The 17,582-nt window shown below is 33.9% G+C and carries 18 protein-coding genes; 11 read left to right on the top strand and 7 right to left on the bottom strand.

Annotation, left to right across the window (positions count from 1 at the left end; translation table 11 throughout):
- The first annotated feature begins 188 nt into the window (after nt 1–188).
- The 6 genes from FF52_RS08345 to FF52_RS08320 all read left to right on the top strand — a co-directional run bounded on the left by FF52_RS08345 (nt 189) and on the right by FF52_RS08320 (nt 5,482).
- A complete protein-coding gene (locus FF52_RS08345) occupies nt 189–956 on the top strand; it encodes a ParA family protein (RefSeq protein ID WP_008464569.1) in 768 nt (255 codons plus the stop codon).
- A gap of 5 nt (nt 957–961) precedes the next feature.
- Nucleotides 962–1,864, top strand: a complete 903-nt coding sequence (locus tag FF52_RS08340) for a ParB/RepB/Spo0J family partition protein (protein ID WP_008464568.1) — start codon at nt 962–964, stop codon at nt 1,862–1,864.
- A complete protein-coding gene (locus tag FF52_RS08335; RefSeq protein WP_052017591.1) occupies nt 1,864–2,424 on the top strand; it encodes a DUF5683 domain-containing protein in 561 nt (186 codons plus the stop codon). The genes FF52_RS08340 and FF52_RS08335 overlap by 1 nt, the downstream gene beginning before the upstream one ends.
- A 39-nt stretch (nt 2,425–2,463) precedes the next feature.
- The gene (gene dapB, locus FF52_RS08330) at nt 2,464–3,165 is read left to right on the top strand and encodes a 4-hydroxy-tetrahydrodipicolinate reductase (RefSeq protein WP_008464565.1); all 702 of its coding nucleotides are present in this window, start codon (nt 2,464–2,466) and stop codon (nt 3,163–3,165) included.
- 56 nt (nt 3,166–3,221) lie between these two features.
- Entirely contained in the window at nt 3,222–4,775 is a 1,554-nt protein-coding gene (gene lepB, locus FF52_RS08325; RefSeq protein WP_008464563.1) for a signal peptidase I, read from the top strand.
- Between the two features lie 92 nt (nt 4,776–4,867).
- Nucleotides 4,868–5,482 carry a WbqC family protein gene (locus FF52_RS08320; RefSeq protein ID WP_008464562.1) on the top strand — a complete coding sequence of 205 codons (615 nt, stop codon included), beginning with the start codon at nt 4,868–4,870 and terminating at the stop codon, nt 5,480–5,482.
- A 79-nt stretch (nt 5,483–5,561) separates the two neighbouring features.
- Here the strand turns inward: FF52_RS08320 and FF52_RS08315 are convergent, their stop codons facing one another.
- The 6 genes from FF52_RS08315 to FF52_RS08290 all read right to left on the bottom strand — a co-directional run bounded on the left by FF52_RS08315 (nt 5,562) and on the right by FF52_RS08290 (nt 11,881).
- Nucleotides 5,562–6,608 (bottom strand): endonuclease/exonuclease/phosphatase family protein, encoded by a 1,047-nt coding sequence (locus FF52_RS08315; RefSeq protein WP_035691148.1) that lies wholly within the window; start codon nt 6,606–6,608, stop codon nt 5,562–5,564.
- 17 nt (nt 6,609–6,625) lie between these two features.
- Entirely contained in the window at nt 6,626–7,489 is an 864-nt protein-coding gene (locus FF52_RS08310; protein ID WP_008464557.1) for a rhomboid family intramembrane serine protease, read from the bottom strand.
- 42 nt (nt 7,490–7,531) lie between these two features.
- Nucleotides 7,532–8,344, bottom strand: coding sequence for a rhomboid family intramembrane serine protease (locus FF52_RS08305; protein ID WP_083219832.1), 813 nt, complete (start codon nt 8,342–8,344; stop codon nt 7,532–7,534).
- A complete protein-coding gene (gene mutL, locus FF52_RS08300; protein WP_008464554.1) occupies nt 8,341–10,278 on the bottom strand; it encodes a DNA mismatch repair endonuclease MutL in 1,938 nt (645 codons plus the stop codon). The genes FF52_RS08305 and mutL overlap by 4 nt, the downstream gene beginning before the upstream one ends.
- Before the next feature lie 166 nt (nt 10,279–10,444).
- The gene (ribH, locus tag FF52_RS08295; protein WP_008464553.1) at nt 10,445–11,017 is read right to left on the bottom strand and encodes a 6,7-dimethyl-8-ribityllumazine synthase; all 573 of its coding nucleotides are present in this window, start codon (nt 11,015–11,017) and stop codon (nt 10,445–10,447) included.
- Between the two features lie 81 nt (nt 11,018–11,098).
- A complete protein-coding gene (locus tag FF52_RS08290) occupies nt 11,099–11,881 on the bottom strand; it encodes a tetratricopeptide repeat protein (RefSeq protein WP_008464552.1) in 783 nt (260 codons plus the stop codon).
- A 243-nt stretch (nt 11,882–12,124) separates the two neighbouring features.
- Here FF52_RS08290 and recF point away from each other — a divergent pair, with 243 nt between their 5' ends.
- The 3 genes from recF to FF52_RS08275 all read left to right on the top strand — a co-directional run bounded on the left by recF (nt 12,125) and on the right by FF52_RS08275 (nt 15,120).
- Nucleotides 12,125–13,204, top strand: a complete 1,080-nt coding sequence (gene recF / locus FF52_RS08285; protein ID WP_008464551.1) for a DNA replication/repair protein RecF — start codon at nt 12,125–12,127, stop codon at nt 13,202–13,204.
- 115 nt (nt 13,205–13,319) lie between these two features.
- Complete coding sequence (locus tag FF52_RS08280) at nt 13,320–13,997, top strand: DUF2461 domain-containing protein (RefSeq protein WP_008464550.1); 678 nt, start codon at nt 13,320–13,322, stop codon at nt 13,995–13,997.
- 73 nt (nt 13,998–14,070) lie between these two features.
- Nucleotides 14,071–15,120, top strand: a complete 1,050-nt coding sequence (locus tag FF52_RS08275) for a glycosyltransferase (protein ID WP_008464549.1) — start codon at nt 14,071–14,073, stop codon at nt 15,118–15,120.
- A gap of 59 nt (nt 15,121–15,179) precedes the next feature.
- Here the strand turns inward: FF52_RS08275 and FF52_RS08270 are convergent, their stop codons facing one another.
- Nucleotides 15,180–15,653 (bottom strand): hypothetical protein, encoded by a 474-nt coding sequence (locus FF52_RS08270; protein WP_008464548.1) that lies wholly within the window; start codon nt 15,651–15,653, stop codon nt 15,180–15,182.
- A 133-nt stretch (nt 15,654–15,786) separates the two neighbouring features.
- On the opposite strand from FF52_RS08270, the gene murB reads away from it, so the two are divergent.
- Nucleotides 15,787–16,800, top strand: a complete 1,014-nt coding sequence (gene murB, locus FF52_RS08265) for a UDP-N-acetylmuramate dehydrogenase (RefSeq protein WP_008464547.1) — start codon at nt 15,787–15,789, stop codon at nt 16,798–16,800.
- A 121-nt stretch (nt 16,801–16,921) separates the two neighbouring features.
- Nucleotides 16,922–17,536 (top strand): FMN-binding negative transcriptional regulator, encoded by a 615-nt coding sequence (locus FF52_RS08260; RefSeq protein WP_008464545.1) that lies wholly within the window; start codon nt 16,922–16,924, stop codon nt 17,534–17,536.
- The last annotated feature ends 46 nt before the right edge of the window (nt 17,537–17,582 follow it).

Below are 17,582 nucleotides of genomic sequence, written 5' to 3'. Positions count from 1 at the left end.
TCATTTTGCAGCAAGAATATCACCTAAATTATTCAAAAAACTTATTAATAATTTTATTCATAACTAAAATTATTTTCTATCAAACTCCCATAAAACCCCGATTAATCACACTTTCGCAAATGTTAACAAAATAGATTTTCAGAAACCATAAATAATTGTATTTTTACGGTTCAAAATTCAGAAAATAAATGGGCAAAATCATTGCTATTGCTAATCAAAAAGGAGGCGTTGGAAAGACTACTACATCAGTAAATCTTGCTGCCTCATTAGGTGTTTTAGAGAAAAAAGTATTGTTGATCGACGCTGATCCACAGGCTAATGCTACATCTGGTCTTGGAATTGACGTAGAAACAGTTGAAACTGGAACTTACCAAATACTTGAGCATACTGTAACACCAAAAGAAGCCGTTTTAAAATGTACAGCTCCAAACGTTGACGTGATCCCTGCTCACATTGACCTTGTTGCTATCGAAATTGAATTGGTTGACAAAGAAAACCGAGAGTATATGCTTAAAAAAGCATTGGAAGAAGCAAAAGAAGAATATGATTATATCATTATCGACTGCGCGCCTTCTCTAGGCTTGTTAACCTTGAATGCTTTAACAGCAGCAGATTCTGTAGTTATTCCTATTCAATGTGAATATTTTGCACTTGAAGGATTAGGAAAATTATTGAACACTATTAAGAGTATTCAAAAAATACACAACCCAGATTTGGACATTGAAGGTCTATTGCTAACCATGTACGATTCAAGATTACGTTTATCTAATCAGGTTGTAGAAGAAGTTCAAAAACACTTTAATGATATGGTTTTTGATACTGTAATTCAGCGAAATGTAAAATTAAGTGAGGCTCCGAGCTTTGGAGAAAGCATCATCAACTATGATGCTACAAGCAAAGGTGCCGTAAACTATATTCATTTAGCACAAGAAATTATAAAGAAAAACAGTAAATAGTTTTTATGACAAAAGTAATTAAAAAACAAGCCTTAGGAAGAGGATTATCTGCCTTATTAAAAGATCCGGAAAACGACATTAAATCAGTAGAAGACAAAAATGCTGATAAAGTTGTTGGAAATATCATTGAACTTGAAATAAGTGCAATTGAAATAAATCCGTTTCAGCCTAGAAGCAATTTTAATGAAGAATCGTTACGCGAATTAGCCACTTCTATTAAAGAACTTGGCGTAATTCAACCTATTACTGTTCGTAAATTAGATTTTAATAAATACCAGTTAATCTCTGGAGAGCGTCGTCTTCGTGCGTCTAAATTAGTAGGACTTACTCATGTTCCTGCCTATATTCGTATTGCAAATGACAACGAATCATTGGTTATGGCTTTGGTTGAAAATATCCAACGACATGACTTAGACCCAATCGAGATTGCTTTATCATACCAGCGTTTGATTGACGAAATTCAATTAACTCAAGAACAAATGAGTGAAAGAGTGGGTAAAAAACGTTCGACAATTGCCAACTATTTACGTCTTTTAAAATTAGATCCGATTATCCAAACCGGTATTCGTGATGGTTTTATCAGCATGGGGCATGGTAGAGCAATTATCAACATTGAAGATTTAGACGTTCAGACTGATATTTATCAAAAAATCGTTAGTCAAAATTTATCTGTTCGTGAGACAGAAGCTTTAGTTAAAAATTACCATGAAGGCCAACAGCCTAAAGCTGATGGAAAGCCTAAAGCTGATGCCGCTTTTATAGTTAGAGAAACGCAAAAAAACACTTTCAACGATTATTTTGGCTCAAAAGTTGATATAAAAGTCGCTGGTAACGGAAAAGGAAAAATTACAATTCCATTTAATTCTGAAGCTGACTTTAACAGAATTATAAAATTAATAAACGGATAGTGAATAAAATTGTCCCCATTGGTCTATTGTTCTTTCTAACAGGAACCGTTTCTCTTTTTGCCCAGGTAAAAAAAGACACGGTTTTGGTCGTAAAAGACACTACTGCATTACAAGAAATAGACCCGCTTACACCAGCAAAAGCAGCTTTTTATTCTGCTATTTTACCAGGTTTAGGCCAAGCATACAACAAAAAATATTGGAAAATTCCATTGGTCTACGGAGCAATCGGAACTAGTTTATATTTTTATATAGACAACAATAAAAAATACCACGATTATCGTGACGCCTACAAACGAAGATTAGAAGGCTACAACGATGATAAATATCAATTTTTGGATGACAGCCGTCTTGTTGATGGACAAAAATTCTACCAAAGAAACAGAGATCTCTCTGCATTGTTTGTTGTCGGATTCTATGTCTTAAACATTATCGATGCCAATGTTGATGCCGCGTTGATACAGTTTAACGTAAACGAAAGGCTTTCAATGCGTCCAGAAATTTATCCCGACGATGTAACATTTAAACCAAATGTCGGACTAACCTTTAATTATAAGTTTTAATAGATCATATTCTATTTAAAAAATCAAAAACAAATCATAATGAAAATTGCGCTTTTAGGATACGGAAAAATGGGTAAAGTAATTGAAAGAATTGCTTTAGAAAGAGGTCATGAAATAGTTTTAAAGAAAGACGAATTTAACACCTATGACGGACTTTCAACAGCCGATGTTGCCATTGATTTTAGCGTGCCATCAGCAGCAGTTAGTAATATCTCAGCATCCTTTAATGCTAATGTGCCTGTAGTATCAGGAACAACAGGATGGCTGGAGCATTATGATGAAATGATTGCACTTTGCAACGAGAAAAAAGGAGGATTTATTTCTAGTTCAAATTTCAGTTTAGGAGTAAATATTTTCTTCGGGTTAAATGAATATTTAGCTAAAATCATGAATCAATTTGATTCTTATAAAGTTTCGATGGAAGAAATTCACCACATCCACAAACTTGACGCTCCAAGCGGAACAGCTATTTCTTTAGCACAAGGTGTTATTCAAAACAGCAATTACGCCAATTGGACTTTAGAAGAAGCAAAAGCAAATGAAATTCATATTGAAGCAAAAAGAATTGGAGAAGTGCCTGGAACACACACCGTAACTTACGATTCGCCAATAGACAGCATCGAGATTAAACACACCGCTCATAATCGTGAAGGTTTTGCATTAGGCGCTGTTATTGCGGCAGAATGGCTAGCAGGAAAACAGGGGATTTACTCTATGAAAGACGTACTTAACTTACAATAAATTGACCAAAATTCAAGTCAGAAAACCTTGAATTTGAAACTTAAAATACAATTATTATGACACTTTACTCTTGGTTCGTATTTTTTCTAGCTGTACAGATTATTCATTTCCTTGGTACTTGGAAACTGTATCAGGCAGCAGGAAGAAAAAGCTGGGAAGCTGCAATTCCGGTATACAATTCAATCGTTTTAATGAAGATTATCGGACGCCCAACATGGTGGACATTATTACTTTTTATTCCAATCATCAATCTGATTATGTTTCCAGTTGTATGGGTAGAAACGTTACGAACTTTTGGTAAAAAATCGACTTTAGACACAATCTTAGGACTGTTTACTTTAGGCTTTTACATCTATGTTGTCAATTATACTCAAAAATTAGAATATCATAAAGATCGCAAACTAACTCCTGACAACAAAGCAGCAGATACCGTTAGCTCTTTATTATTTGCCATTATTGTAGCAACATTAGTACACACTTATGTTGTACAGCCGTATACGATTCCAACATCGTCTTTAGAAAAATCTTTATTGATTGGCGATTTCTTATTTGTAAGCAAATTAAACTACGGTCCTAGAGTTCCCATGACAACGGTAGCCTTGCCAATGGTTCACGACTCAATTCCTTTAACCAAAAGCAAATCGTACTTAAGCTGGCCGCAATTACCATATTTTAGACTACCTGCTATCCAGAAAATAAACCGATGCGATATTGTCGTCTTTAACTGGCCCGTCGATACGGTTCATTATTTCTTCGAACCAAAAGGAAGACCTGGCGTTATTAAGCCAATTGACAAAAAATCAAATTACGTAAAAAGATGCGTTGGTATTCCCGGAGACAGTTTATCAATAAAAGATGGCTATGTTTTTATTAATGGAAAAAAATTAGTTTTACCAGAAAGAGCTAAACCACAATACTCATACGCTGTAGCATTAGACGGGAAAACACCTATTGATTTTGAAACCATTTTCAAAGAATTGGACATTACAGATCCTGCAGGCTTTAGAACAGAAAAAAGAGATACACTTTATTTAGGAGCCTTAACAGAAGCTGGAGCAGAAAGATTTAAAAACACTCCTGGCGTTACTGCCGTTATCCGAAAAGTTGATCATGGAGATGACAATGCTATTTTTCCTCATATCAACAAATGGAACCAAGACAACATGGGACCAATTTACATCCCTGAGGCAGGAAAAACGGTTGCTCTAACAAATGAATCTCTTCCTTTCTATAAAGAGATTATCACAAATTACGAAGGAAACACATTAGAATTGCAAGGTTCAAAATTCTTAATTAACGGAAAACCTGCGACAACGTACACTTTCAAACAGAACTACTACTGGATGATGGGAGACAACCGTCATAACTCTGAAGACAGCCGCTATTGGGGTTACGTACCTGAAAATCATATCGTAGGAAAACCAGTATTCATTTGGATGAGCTGGGATACCAACGGAAAAGGCATCAATAAAATTCGTTGGAACAGAGTATTTACAACTGTAGACGGCGAAGGTCAGCCTCATTCTTACTTTAAATATTTCTTAATACTTCTTGCCATCTACTTCGTTGGAGATTTTATCTGGAAAAAAAGAAGAGAGAATAAAGCATAATTAAAAAATAAGTTATTTTTGTGTCAGGTTTCAAGTTTCACGTTTTACGTCAACTTGAAACCTGAAACTTTTTAAACTTGAAACAAAACGAAATGAATTCCTTAATACTTCCAACTTATTTCCCATCTATCAGTCATTTTGCTGTAATCGCGCAATCAGACAGCATTACTTTTGAAATGGAAGATAATTTTCAGAAACAGACCAATAGAAATAGAACTTACATCTATAGTCCGAATGGAATTCAATTATTAAATATCCCTGTTAAGCATTCTAAAACTGCACATCAAAAAACAAAAGACATTTTAATCGAAAACGAATTTGATTGGCAGAAACAGCATTTTAAATCGCTTGAGGCCGCATATAGAAGCTCTCCGTTCTTTGAATATTTCGAAGATGATATCGTTCCTATTTTCGAGAAAAAACATGAATTTTTAATGGATTTGAATTTCGAAGTGTTAGACGTTGTGACAAAATGCCTTCGAATGAAATTGGAATTTGGAAAAACTACAGAATACTTTCATGAAGTTGCTGATTTTGCCGATTTCAGATATCTAGCAAATGGTAAAAAGGATGCTAATTCTTTTGAAAAATACACTCAGGTATTTGATGACAAACACGGTTTTATCAATAATTTAAGTGTTTTGGATTTGCTTTTTAACGAAGGTAAATTTGCAATGGATTATTTGAAAACCCAAAAGATCATATAAATTATGAATTATAAGTTATGAGTTATGAATTTTCGTATCACCCTTAACTTTTGACTTTCGAACTTTCAACTAAAAAAAATCATTCCACAGAAAGTCTTGTCATAATCGGATAATGGTCTGAATTTTCGAAGTCAGAAAAGCTTTCAAATTGTTTTACTTTCATTTTACTATCTGTAAAAATATAATCAATTCTAGCAGGATAGTATTTGAATTTATAAGTAGCTCCAAAACCTTCTCCAGCTTCTTCAAAAGCATCTTTTAATTTCCCTTTTATATTTCGGTACACATAAGAAAATGGACTATTATTCATATCTCCGCAGATAATAATTGGATAGTTGCATTTTTTAATATGCTCTTTAAAAATTTCTGCCTGCTCTTGCTGTTGCGTAAATCCTTTACTGATTCTAGCATAAATGCGTTGTGATTTCTTCTGGTTTACATTATCAATGTCATCGGAAATTTCACTTACATCTGGAGATATTTTAATTGATTGCAAATGCATATTATATACGCGAATAATATCTTTTCCGCGCTTAATATCAGCATAAACTACATTATTATCTGACTTTGGAAAAATGATATTTCCTTCGTCAATAATTGGAAACTTAGAAAAAATAGCCTGCCCAGTCTTAATTTTTTTGCCGTCAATAAAAATATAGCGGTGCGGATAAACCTTTAAATCCAAATGTGCCGAATTTGAGTATTCCTGAATACACAAAATATCAGGATCTTTCTCATCTATAAAAGCTTTAATGTTTGACGGAATATCATCACGATCCAGCCATTTAAAAACATTAAAAAGACGAACGTTATAACTCATTACAGAAAAATCCTTTTCATCTTTCACATACTCTTTTCCAGAAAACTTATAAAATTTACTGATGAATGTAATTCCGGTCAGCAAAACCAAACCCGATAAAATAAGGCGTTTTTTAAACTGAATTCCCCAATAGATAAAGAACAATCCATTGGCCACAAAAAAAGCAGGCATAAACAAAGTAAGCACCGATAAAAGCGGAAAACTTTTAGGTGCTAAAAAAGGCAAAACATAGATGCTAAATGTAAGCACAGTCAGCACTATGTTCAAAAAGAACATTATTTTATTAAACCAAGAAAGGTTTTTCATATTTATCTCCTACAAGTTTATTTTCCAGCTTTAAATAAAAACTCTTTTTCTTCCTTTGTCAGACAATCGTATCCTGACTGACTAATTTTGTCTAAAATTTCATCAATCTGCTGTTGCGTTTTATCTTTCGTAACAATTCTTGATGTCGTTTTTTCTGTAGGTCTTTTGTAATTTTTATGAACTTTTGTAAATGGGGTCGTAGGAGATTTTCTAAAAAGATTTGCGAAGAAATCTAAAGTTTTAGAAACAACGATACTTAAATCAGTACCGTTTTGAAGCAATTTAATATAAGCAAATCCAAAGAAAGCACCGGCAAGATGCGAAATGTGTCCGCCCATATTACCTAAACGGAACTGCATTAAATCTAAAATTAGAATAACAGCCGTAATATGCCAAAGTTTCACATTTCCGAATAGAAACAAACGAACATTCATTAAAGGAGAATAGGTCGTTGCGGCCACCAAAATAGCCATAATTGCTGCAGAAGCACCAACAATAGAACCGCTGATATTAGAAAAATAAAAACTCAGTGCAAAAGCCACTCCTGCAAAAAGAGCGCTTAAAAGATACAATCCTAAATATTGCTTTTGAGTAAAATAAGTCAAAAACAAAGTGCTCGCAAAATTAAGCACCATCATATTGAACAACAGATGAAAAAATCCATCGTGAAAAAAAGCATAGGTTAAAAAAGTCCAAGGCTTAAACATAAAAACCTGAGGATCTGACGATAAAGCCAACCAACTTGGAAAAGCAAATTGACCTATTGAAAATTGATAGAAGAAGATAAGTGATACAATAAAACATGCTATATTCCAATACATAACACGCATAGCAATACCACCCAATCTATATTGTAATTTTAAATCGTCTAGAATATTCATAGAAACTCTTTTGTTTTAGAATTTGTACTTTAAAGTTAAAAATTAATTCCAACGGTTGTTATTAAACTGATTTTTTTTCCAGTACAACATCATTAAAAAACCAGCAATTGCACCGCCAACGTGAGCAAAATGCGCAATACCAGTTCCTCCGCTTCCAAATAAAGAACTTCCTTTAAAACCTAAAAATAAGTCAATTGCTAAAATTCCAGGAACAAAATATTTTGCTTTGATAGGAACGGGAATAAAGATCAATGCCAACTGAGCATTTGGAAACATAAATGCAAAGGCAGTTAATAAACCGTAAATTGCTCCAGAAGCGCCCAAAACTGGAGACTGAACTATACCGCTAGCCTGTGCCAAAGCATTAAATTGTTCTTGCGTGCAATGTGCTTTATTTAAAATTGTAGCGATTTCTCCTTGTACCATTCGGCCACTGGCATCGAATAAAGAAGAATAATTTGCATTCAAAATCAAGTGTAATTCTGATTTAGATAAATTCAATTCAGAAACAGAACTTAAAAGAGATTGCAGCTGAAGGTAGTTTACTCCAGTATGAAGCAATGCCGCACCTAATCCGCAAGAAATGTAGAAAAACAAAAACTTTTTTCCTCCCCAGAAATGTTCCAACGCAGACCCGAAGCTGTATAAGGCAAACATATTAAATAAAATATGCGCAAAATTTGGCCATGGTGCATGCATAAACATGTGCGTAATGATTTGCCAAGCTCTGAAACTTTCGCTTTCTGGATAGAACAATGACAAATATTCATAAGAAACTGGCACTAATTGAGCACCAATAAAGAATATTATATTAATAATTAGCAGTTGTTTAACTACTGGCGTGATATTCATCATAAAGCAAACTTTTTATCTATATCTTCTACACGCATAGTGATGAAGGTAGGTTTTTGAAAAGGTGAAATATTTGGATCTTTACAAGCAAACAAACCATTTACCAAATTATCTTGTTCTTTTTCGGTCAAATAACATCCTGTTTTAACCGCTAAACTTTTGGCCATCGATTTGGCAATTGTATCATTTTGACTGTAACTGTTTGCTGGAATTCCGTCTTGCAAGTCGCTCAATAATTGTTCTATTACCTGCGAAACTTCGCTTTCTGTAATATTTACAGGAATTCCGGAAATTACAATGTGATCTGTCTTACTTTCATCAAAAACAAATCCGGTAGTTTCCAAAGAAGGTTTCAATTCTTCGATCAACTTCATTTCTGAAGCCGAATAAAACAAATCTAAAGGAAAAAGCAATTGTTGGCTCGCCGCTTGATTGACAGTCATGTTCAGCAAAAATTGTTCATACAAAATTCGCTGATGCGCACGCTGTTGGTCAACAATAATCATTCCTGATTTTATTGGAGATACAATATATTTTCTATGAATTTGATACGTTTTCTGCGTTGCCTGTTCCACTTCTTCATCATCAAACAAAGAAGAGGTTACTTCTTCATTTTCGAATGTAAAAGGCGAACTTTCTATACTTTCAGGATTTTCGACATCCAAACCAACATACAAACTTTCCCAGCTTGCCGTTGGCTCAACTCTTTTAGAATAACCTGAATACGATGATCCAGAATATGACGATCCTGACGAAGAAGATGATGAACCTGAACTATATCCAGAAGATCCTGAAGTAGCTTTACTATAATGCTGATTGGTTTTATCATCAGTAAAAGGATTAAAAGTGCCGTCAACCTGAATTGTCGGAATTTCTGCTTCTACATCTTTATAATGATATGGTGTATCTAAATTGGCATCTCGATCAAAATCTAAAACTGGAGCGACATTAAACTGTCCTAAACTGTGTTTGATGGACGCTCTTAAAATAGCATATAATGCTTGCTCGTCATCAAACTTAATTTCTGTTTTAGTCGGATGAATATTGATATCAATTGTGTTTGGCGGAACCTGTAGATACAAGAAATAACTAGGTTGAGAACCATCTTTCAGCAATCCGTCGTATGCAGACATAACCGCATGGTGTAGGTAACTGCTTTTTATAAATCGATCATTTACAAAAAAGAACTGTTCTCCTCTATTTTTCTTTGCAAACTCCGGTTTACAAACAAATCCTTGAATGCTTATAATATCAGTTTCTTCATTTACTGGAACCAACTTTTCATTTGTTTTACCAGACATGATACCCACAATTCTCTGGCGATATCCCGCTGCTGGAAGATTGTACATTTCGCTTCCGTTATGATAAAAGCTAAAATGAATATTTGGATGCGCCAGTGCCACACGCTGGAATTCATCCATGACGTGACGAAACTCAACTGTATCTGACTTTAAGAAATTACGGCGAGCAGGAATATTAAAAAACAAGTTTTTAACCGCAAACGAAGTTCCCTTTGGCAAAACGGCCACTTCCTGCGAAATAAATTTACTTCCTTCAATTATGATATGCGTTCCCAATTCGTCTTGATCTTGCTTGGTTTTCATTTCCATATGCGCAATCGCTGCAATAGAAGCCAAAGCTTCTCCACGGAAACCTTTTGTCCCAAGCGAAAACAAATCTTCTGCCTGACGGATTTTGGATGTTGCATGACGGGCAAAACACAAGCGTGCATCGGTAACGGTCATTCCGACTCCATTATCGATAACTTGCACCAGCGATTTACCGGCATCTTTTATAATTAATTTAATATCAGTTGCTTTGGCATCAACAGCATTTTCTAACAACTCTTTTACGACTGAAGCAGGTCTTTGAACCACTTCTCCAGCAGCAATTTGGTTAGCAACGTGATCAGGAAGCAATTGAATAATACTCGACATTAAGCAAAAATAGGTTTTAAAGTTAGATTAGGTTTTTACAAACCAAGAAGTACAAATTTAATGAATTTTGGTTGGCTTTTAGAATAAGAATAATCATAAAAAAAACAAAAAAACCTATACCGTTATTACACAGTATAGGTTTTAATACTTTTAAAACAAATGTGCTTTATTCGTTCTCAATTTTTTTCGGAGAATCTTCAATTTGAAGTGCTCCCGAAGTCAATAAAGGCTGATTGTAAGCATGAGCTATTGAAGCTTGCTGACGTATGTAAGCCATTTTTATGGCCGCGATTGCAGCTTCGGTTCCTTTGTTTCCGTGCACTCCTCCGCTTCTATCAATTGACTGTTGCATATTATTATCTGTTAAAACGCAGAAAATAACTGGAATATCAGTCTGAACATTCAAGTCTTTAATTCCTTGTGTAACACCTTCACAAACAAAATCAAAATGTTTTGTTTCTCCTTGAATTACGCATCCAATTACGATAACCGCATCAACATTTTGAGTCTGAAGCATTTTTTTTGCTCCGTAAATCAACTCAAAACTTCCTGGAACATTCCAACGGATAATTTGCTGAGCCGGAACATCGCAATCAACTAGAGCGTCAAAAGCACCATTATAAAGTCCTTCAGTTATAGTATCATTCCATTCAGAAACAACAATCCCAAACCGAAAGTCTTTCGCGTTTGGGATTGTGTTTTTATCGTATTCTGATAGATTTTTATTTTGAGTAGCCATCTTATATATTTTAGATTTTTTATTTTAGAATTTAGATTCTTAATTACAAATCTACAATCTAAAATCTAAAGTCTAAAATTTTTATTGCGCTAATCCGATCAAAGCATCAACAGATGCCGCTTCTGGAGTACTGTCGTAATTATCTTTAATGTCGTTGAAATATTTCAATGCATCTTCTTTTTGCCCTAAAGCTAAAGCTGTTTTTCCAGCTTTTAACAAGAAACGAGGCGTTGTAAAATCATTTTTATTAGACTCAGCAGCTTTTACATAAAAATCTAAAGCTTCTTTTTGCTGATTTTTTTGAGAATAAGCATCACCTGTTGCCCCTTTAGCCAAAGCACTTAAGATTGCGTCTTCAGATTTAAATTCACCTAAATATTTAATTGCCTCATCAAATTTACCAGTATTTAGGTAAGCAATACCTGCATAGTAGTTTGCTAAGTTTCCAGCGTCTGTTCCAGAATATTCTTCAGCGATTTTAATAAATCCGAATTTACCTTCTGAACCGTTTAATGATAATTTGAATAATGAATCGCTAGAAACACCGTTTACAGCTTTTTCAAAGTTTTGCTGCGCAACAAACATTTCACTTGCAGCTTCTTCTTGTTTAGGAGTTTCAATAAATTTTTGGTAAGCCAAATATCCAATTGTAGCCACTGCAATACCTGCAACTAAACCAATAATGATTTTCTGATTTTTAGCCACCCAATCCTCAGTTTTTGAAGCCGTTTCATCTAATTTTGAGAAAACTCCAGCCGTTGTACTGTCTTTTTCGTCAATAATTACTTGCTGCTCTTCAGTAACTACCTCTTTTACTTCCTTTTCTTTTGGTGTCTTATATCCTCTTTTATTGTAAGTTGCCATTTAAAATTTATTTAGTGAACGGCAAAAATAAAATTTTTCTTGAAACTGAGGTAAAAAATTTCAATTTTATCACTATTTTAAAAAAAATATTTTCCGTATTGGCTCATACTTTCGCGGAAGCAATAAAATAAATATGCCCAAGAAAGCGCCAAAGCCAATTATATCGATAATTTTCGGTAATTTGCAGCCTCAAATTTTTACTGTTCAAAAAGGGTAAATTTTATACGTGGAAGTCCCGAAAAAATGCATTTAAACAAAATCTCATTATTCAATTATAAAAACTTTTCAGAAGCAAGTTTTGATTTTGACATCAAAATCAACTGTTTTGTGGGAAAAAATGGCATTGGAAAAACCAATGTGCTCGACGCTATTTATCATTTAGCTTATGGGAAAAGCTATTTTAATCCACTTGCTGTTCAAAATATCAAACACGGCGAAGAATTTTTTGTTATTGATGCCGAACTGGAAAAGAACGAAAGAACAGAACAGATTGTTTGCAGTTTAAAAAAAGGGCAGAAAAAGGTTTTAAAACGAAATGGAAAACCTTACGATAAATTTTCAGATCATATCGGGTTTATTCCGTTAGTAATTATTTCGCCAGCAGATCGTGATTTAATTATTGAAGGAAGCGAAACGCGCCGCAAATTTATGGATAGTGTGATTTCGCAGTTGGATGCCACATATCTCCACGAATTAATACAATATCAAAAGGTAATTACACAGCGAAATGCCCTTTTAAAGTATTTTGCCCTGAATCATGTTTTTGATAACGATACCTTATCTATATATAATGAGCAATTGCAAGGTTACGGAAAATCGATTTTTGAAAAGCGAAAAGATTTTCTTGAACAATTTATACCTATATTTAATAAACACCATCAGGTAATAACGGGATCTGAGGAAAGTGTACAACTGGTTTATGAAAGCCATTTATTTGAAAAAGATCTTTTAACGCTTTTACAGGAAAATATAAATAAAGACCGTGCACTTCAATACACAAGTGTAGGAATTCATAAAGATGATTTGTCTTTTGAAATCGACTCACATCCGATAAAAAAATTCGGATCGCAAGGACAACAGAAATCTTTTCTAATTGCTTTGAAATTGGCTCAGTTTGAATTTCTAAAAAAACAAAGTGGCGTAAAACCCATTCTTTTGTTTGATGATATTTTTGACAAACTGGACGAAACCCGCGTTGCCAAAATCGTTGAAATGGTAAACAGCGAAACGTTTGGACAGCTTTTTATTTCAGACACACATCCCGAAAGAACCGAAGCAATTGTAAAATCCACACATCAGACATATAAGATATTCAATTTGTGACTTGTGAAATTTGGTATAATTTGTATCAGTTTTTAGAAGTAATCACAAAATAGAAATCAGTAAATTAGCCTGAGCAAAAAACTTAAAGACAACTGCAATAAAATATACAAGGAATATGCTAACGAAAGAATCATTGCAATTTTTAGACGATTTAAAAAAGAACAATAACAGAGAATGGTTTCAGGACAATAAAAAACGATACGAAGTTTTTAAGAAAGACTACCATCAGTTGGTGAGTGATTTTCTAGATATAATGAAACCTCTTGATCCGTCGTTGGAACTTCTTGAGATAAAAGACTGCACCTTTAGAATCAATCGTGACATACGATTTTCTAAAGACAAATCTCCTTACAAATCTCATTTGGGCGTTTGGATGTCAGCAGGAGCAAAAGGTGCAAATCGTTCTGGCTATTACGTTCACATTGAAAAAGGAGGAAGTTTTATTGCTGGCGGATTTTATTCTCCTGATGCAGAAGAACTAAAGAAAGTCCGTAAAGAAATCGCTTTTTTCTATGATGATTTACAGGAAATCTTAAATGATAAAAACTTTAAAAAAGAATTTGGAAGTTTGGACGTAAACGAAAACAATTCATTAAAAAGCATGCCACGCGGTTACGAAAAAGACCATCCTGCAATTGAGTTTTTAAAATTAAAAAGTTTTACAGCAAGCCAAACCTACGATATTTCTGAGGTTACAAAAAAGGATTTTGTAAAAAAAATGAGCGAAAAACTCATTGCTTTAAAACCGCTAAACGATTTTATAAATCGCGCTTTAGATACTGAAGAATTTTAGACAAAAAAAATCGCCACGAATTCACGAATTATTCAAAATTAATTCGTGAATTCGTGGCGAAAAAACTTTTATAATGCAAAGGAAAATACTTTTTCTTGGAGAATCTTATCGCGCTGATGCCATCACTTGGATGAAAGGCCTTAAAGAATTTGGCGATTTTGAAATCATTACTTGGGAACTTCAAACATCAAACAATCGCAGATCTAAACGCATTTTAGAATATTTCTTCGCTCCTATTTCTATTCGAAGAATAATTAAAAAAGAAAAGCCAGATATGGTGATTGCAGAAAGAACCACCAGTTATGGTTTTCTTGCAGCATTATCTGGATCCAAAACCATTGCCATCGCACAGCAAGGCCGAACTGATTTATGGCCAGAAGAATCTAAATTATATCCTTTTAAAAAATTCATTCAGAAATACGCTTTCAAAAAAGCACATTTAATTCATGCTTGGGGTCCTGTAATGGCAATTCACATGAAAGCAACTGGAGTTGACATGAACAAAGTTTTGGTTCTCCCAAAAGGAATTTACCTATCACTTTTTACACCTTCAACCAATAATTCAAATAAAATTGAAGCGATTGTTACACGTTCGCTACAGCCAGAATACCGACATGATTCCATTTTAAAAGCTTTCGGAATTTTAAACCAAAAAGGAATTGATTTTTCTTTGACCATTGTTGGCGACGGAAACAGATTGCAATTTTTAAAAGATCTTGCAAAAGAACTCCAAATAGAAAACAAAGTAATTTTTACAGGAAGAATCCCGAATACAGAACTTCCAAAATTACTGCAGCAATCTAATATTTACATTAGTATGCCAACCACCGAAGGCGTTTCTGCCTCTTTATTTGAAGCAATGGCTTGCAATTGTTATCCTATTGTTTCTGATATTCCCGGAAATCAAAGCTGGATTACGCATCGAGAAAACGGGCAATTGATTGAAGTTGACAATATCGAAATGCTGGCCAATGAGTTAATTTGGTCTTTTGAAAATGCTGAATTACGAAACGAGACGATTATTCGAAATAGAAAATTTGTGGAAGAAAATGCGAATTACGATATTAATATGATGATTATTTCAAAGAAATATCATGAGTTGTTGAATTCTATAAATATTTAACCGCAAAGTTCGCAAGAGTTTACGCTATGAACGCGAAGCTTGGGTCTTTGCAATAAAAATTATTGGGGATAAACCATAGAAAGCTTTTCAGCATCCTTCAAAACCTTATTATTTGGAATCAATCGAATTGTTTCTCCTTCTTTATTAATGTAAAAAAAACCTAAATCTCTAATAATATCTTCTTTATTTAGATTTTTCATCTTGCAAGTTAAACCAATAAAATGAGCATCTTTTACAATCAATTGTATATGATCACTATCAACTTGCTTATAAGTTCCAGAAGTTAAAACGAAGCAATCATTAAGACATTTCACTGGCGCATCACAAAAAAATGTGCCATCTTGCTTAAATGTTACACTTCGTCCATTATTCTGTTGTTTGTCTTTTACTAAAGAATATTCAAGAACATCAGAATACCCAATTATATCTCTAGTCTCCCATTTCCCGACAATATCTGATTGAGCAAAAGAAGACAATGAAATAAACAGACCTAAAAAGAGTAAAATCTTATTCTTAAGAAAAAAAAGCTTCATTAATATAACATTATAATTCTTTCAAATTTACAAAAGAAATTGATTTAGTTTTCGAAACCTGATATTTATTTAAAACCCCTTCCGAATAAATTATAATCCTTACTTTTGACTCAGATTAAAAAGCCTTTTATTTATGGAAATCCAATCCAATTTTTCTTTAAAAAAATATAATACTTTCGGCATTGAAGCTAGCGCTAAACAATTTGTTGCCGTTCATTCTATTACTGAATTGAAAACCATTTTGTCAGCAAACAAAAACGAGAAAAAATTCATTCTTGGCGGCGGAAGCAATATGCTTTTAACCAAAGATATTGACGCATTGGTTATCCATATTGATCTAAAAGGCAAAAAGATCATAAAAGAAGACGACGATTTTGTTTGGGTTGAAAGTCAGGCGGGTGAAACTTGGCACGATTTCGTTCTTTGGACGATTGATAACAATTTTGGCGGATTAGAAAACATGTCTCTTATTCCTGGAAATGTTGGCACAACTCCAGTTCAAAATATTGGTGCTTATGGGACCGAAATTAAAGACACTTTTGTTTCTTGCGAAGCGATTAATATTGCGACTCAGGAAATGAAAACTTTCAATAACGCTGAATGCAACTTTGGCTATCGCGAAAGCATCTTCAAAAATGAGGTAAAAGACCAATTTATTATTACTTCGGTTATTTTTAAACTGACTAAACGCAATCATAAAATCAATACGTCTTACGGAGATATTTTGGCAGAATTGGCCAAAAACAACATTACAGAACCAACTTTAAAAGATGTGAGTAATGCTGTAATTGCCATCAGACAAAGCAAATTGCCAGATCCGAAAGAACTAGGAAATAGCGGCAGTTTCTTCAAAAATCCGATTTTATTGAAATCTGATTTTGAGAAAATCCATCAGAAATTCCCAGAAATGAAATTCTACGAAGTTTCAGAAACCGAAGTAAAAGTTCCAGCGGGATGGCTGATTGAACAAGCAGGTTTTAAAGGAAAACGTTTTGGCGATGCGGGAGTTCACAAAAATCAAGCTTTAGTTTTGGTAAATTACGGAAACGCAACAGGACAGGAAATTTTAGCTGTTTCGAAAGAAGTTCAGAAAACTGTTTTTGAAAAATTCGGCATTCAGATTGAAGCGGAAGTAAATGTGATTTAAAACACAAATTTCACTAATTGTCACGAAATTTAACCCATTGTCAGACTGAGCGGAGTCGAAGTCTTTGCTATAAAGCATTTCGACTCCGCTCAATGTGACAAATTGTATAAACAACAAGATCATGTATACACCAGATTTATACAAAAACGAAAATCAGGAAGAAATAAGAGCTTTTTTGAAAGAAAACAGTTTTGGAATCCTGATTAATCAGACTAACGGCAAGTTATGCGCAACGCATATTCCGATTGAATTGGAATTGAATGCTGATGGAAAAGAAATTCTGCAAGGTCATATTTCAAAGCTGAATCCGCAAGCTGAAGGTTTTAGCGAAAGTGACCAAGTTTTGGCTGTATTTACCGGTCCGCATAGTTATATTTCTTCTTCTTGGTACGATCATGAAAATGTTCCGACTTGGAATTATATAGCCGTACATGTTTATGGAAAAATCAAGATTGTTGATTATGAAACTTCAGTAGAGCAATTAAAAAAGCTTGTTGATAAGTACGAAGTGAATTCTAAGAATCCAGTACGTGTTGAAAATTTATCTGAAAAGACCATGCGCGAAGCAAGAGGAATCTTTGGTTTTGAAATCGAAATTGAAGAAATTCAAGCCACAAAAAAACTCTCCCAAAATCGTGACGATTACAATTATAAAAACATAATTTCGGAATTAGAAAAAACCGAAAACCCTCAGTCTATTGCTGTTGCAAAAGAAATGTCAAAATGCCGAAAGTAAATCGGCTTAAGCTATTGAATTTAGCGAATTGATAAGTACATTTGCA

Source organism: Flavobacterium sp. F52 (assembly GCF_000278705.1).
GTDB classification, from domain to species: domain Bacteria; phylum Bacteroidota; class Bacteroidia; order Flavobacteriales; family Flavobacteriaceae; genus Flavobacterium; species Flavobacterium anhuiense.
Note: the sequence above shows the minus strand (reverse complement) of the source record. Positions and strands in the feature narration are given on the sequence as shown.

What these genes read in the sequence shown, in the direction of transcription:
- FF52_RS08345 (WP_008464569.1), top strand. Translation starts at nt 189, where the DNA reads ATGGGCAAAATCATTGCTATTGCTAATCAAAAAGGAGGCGTTGGAAAG.
- FF52_RS08340 (WP_008464568.1), top strand. Translation starts at nt 962, where the DNA reads ATGACAAAAGTAATTAAAAAACAAGCCTTAGGAAGAGGATTATCTGCC.
- dapB (WP_008464565.1), top strand. Translation starts at nt 2,464, where the DNA reads ATGAAAATTGCGCTTTTAGGATACGGAAAAATGGGTAAAGTAATTGAA.
- lepB (WP_008464563.1), top strand. Translation starts at nt 3,222, where the DNA reads ATGACACTTTACTCTTGGTTCGTATTTTTTCTAGCTGTACAGATTATT.
- FF52_RS08320 (WP_008464562.1), top strand. Translation starts at nt 4,868, where the DNA reads ATGAATTCCTTAATACTTCCAACTTATTTCCCATCTATCAGTCATTTT.
- FF52_RS08315 (WP_035691148.1), bottom strand. Translation starts at nt 6,608, where the DNA reads ATGAAAAACCTTTCTTGGTTTAATAAAATAATGTTCTTTTTGAACATA.
- FF52_RS08310 (WP_008464557.1), bottom strand. Translation starts at nt 7,489, where the DNA reads ATGAATATTCTAGACGATTTAAAATTACAATATAGATTGGGTGGTATT.
- FF52_RS08305 (WP_083219832.1), bottom strand. Translation starts at nt 8,344, where the DNA reads ATGATGAATATCACGCCAGTAGTTAAACAACTGCTAATTATTAATATA.
- mutL (WP_008464554.1), bottom strand. Translation starts at nt 10,278, where the DNA reads ATGTCGAGTATTATTCAATTGCTTCCTGATCACGTTGCTAACCAAATT.
- ribH (WP_008464553.1), bottom strand. Translation starts at nt 11,017, where the DNA reads ATGGCTACTCAAAATAAAAATCTATCAGAATACGATAAAAACACAATC.
- FF52_RS08290 (WP_008464552.1), bottom strand. Translation starts at nt 11,881, where the DNA reads ATGGCAACTTACAATAAAAGAGGATATAAGACACCAAAAGAAAAGGAA.
- recF (WP_008464551.1), top strand. Translation starts at nt 12,125, where the DNA reads ATGCATTTAAACAAAATCTCATTATTCAATTATAAAAACTTTTCAGAA.
- FF52_RS08280 (WP_008464550.1), top strand. Translation starts at nt 13,320, where the DNA reads ATGCTAACGAAAGAATCATTGCAATTTTTAGACGATTTAAAAAAGAAC.
- FF52_RS08275 (WP_008464549.1), top strand. Translation starts at nt 14,071, where the DNA reads ATGCAAAGGAAAATACTTTTTCTTGGAGAATCTTATCGCGCTGATGCC.
- FF52_RS08270 (WP_008464548.1), bottom strand. Translation starts at nt 15,653, where the DNA reads ATGAAGCTTTTTTTTCTTAAGAATAAGATTTTACTCTTTTTAGGTCTG.
- murB (WP_008464547.1), top strand. Translation starts at nt 15,787, where the DNA reads ATGGAAATCCAATCCAATTTTTCTTTAAAAAAATATAATACTTTCGGC.
- FF52_RS08260 (WP_008464545.1), top strand. Translation starts at nt 16,922, where the DNA reads ATGTATACACCAGATTTATACAAAAACGAAAATCAGGAAGAAATAAGA.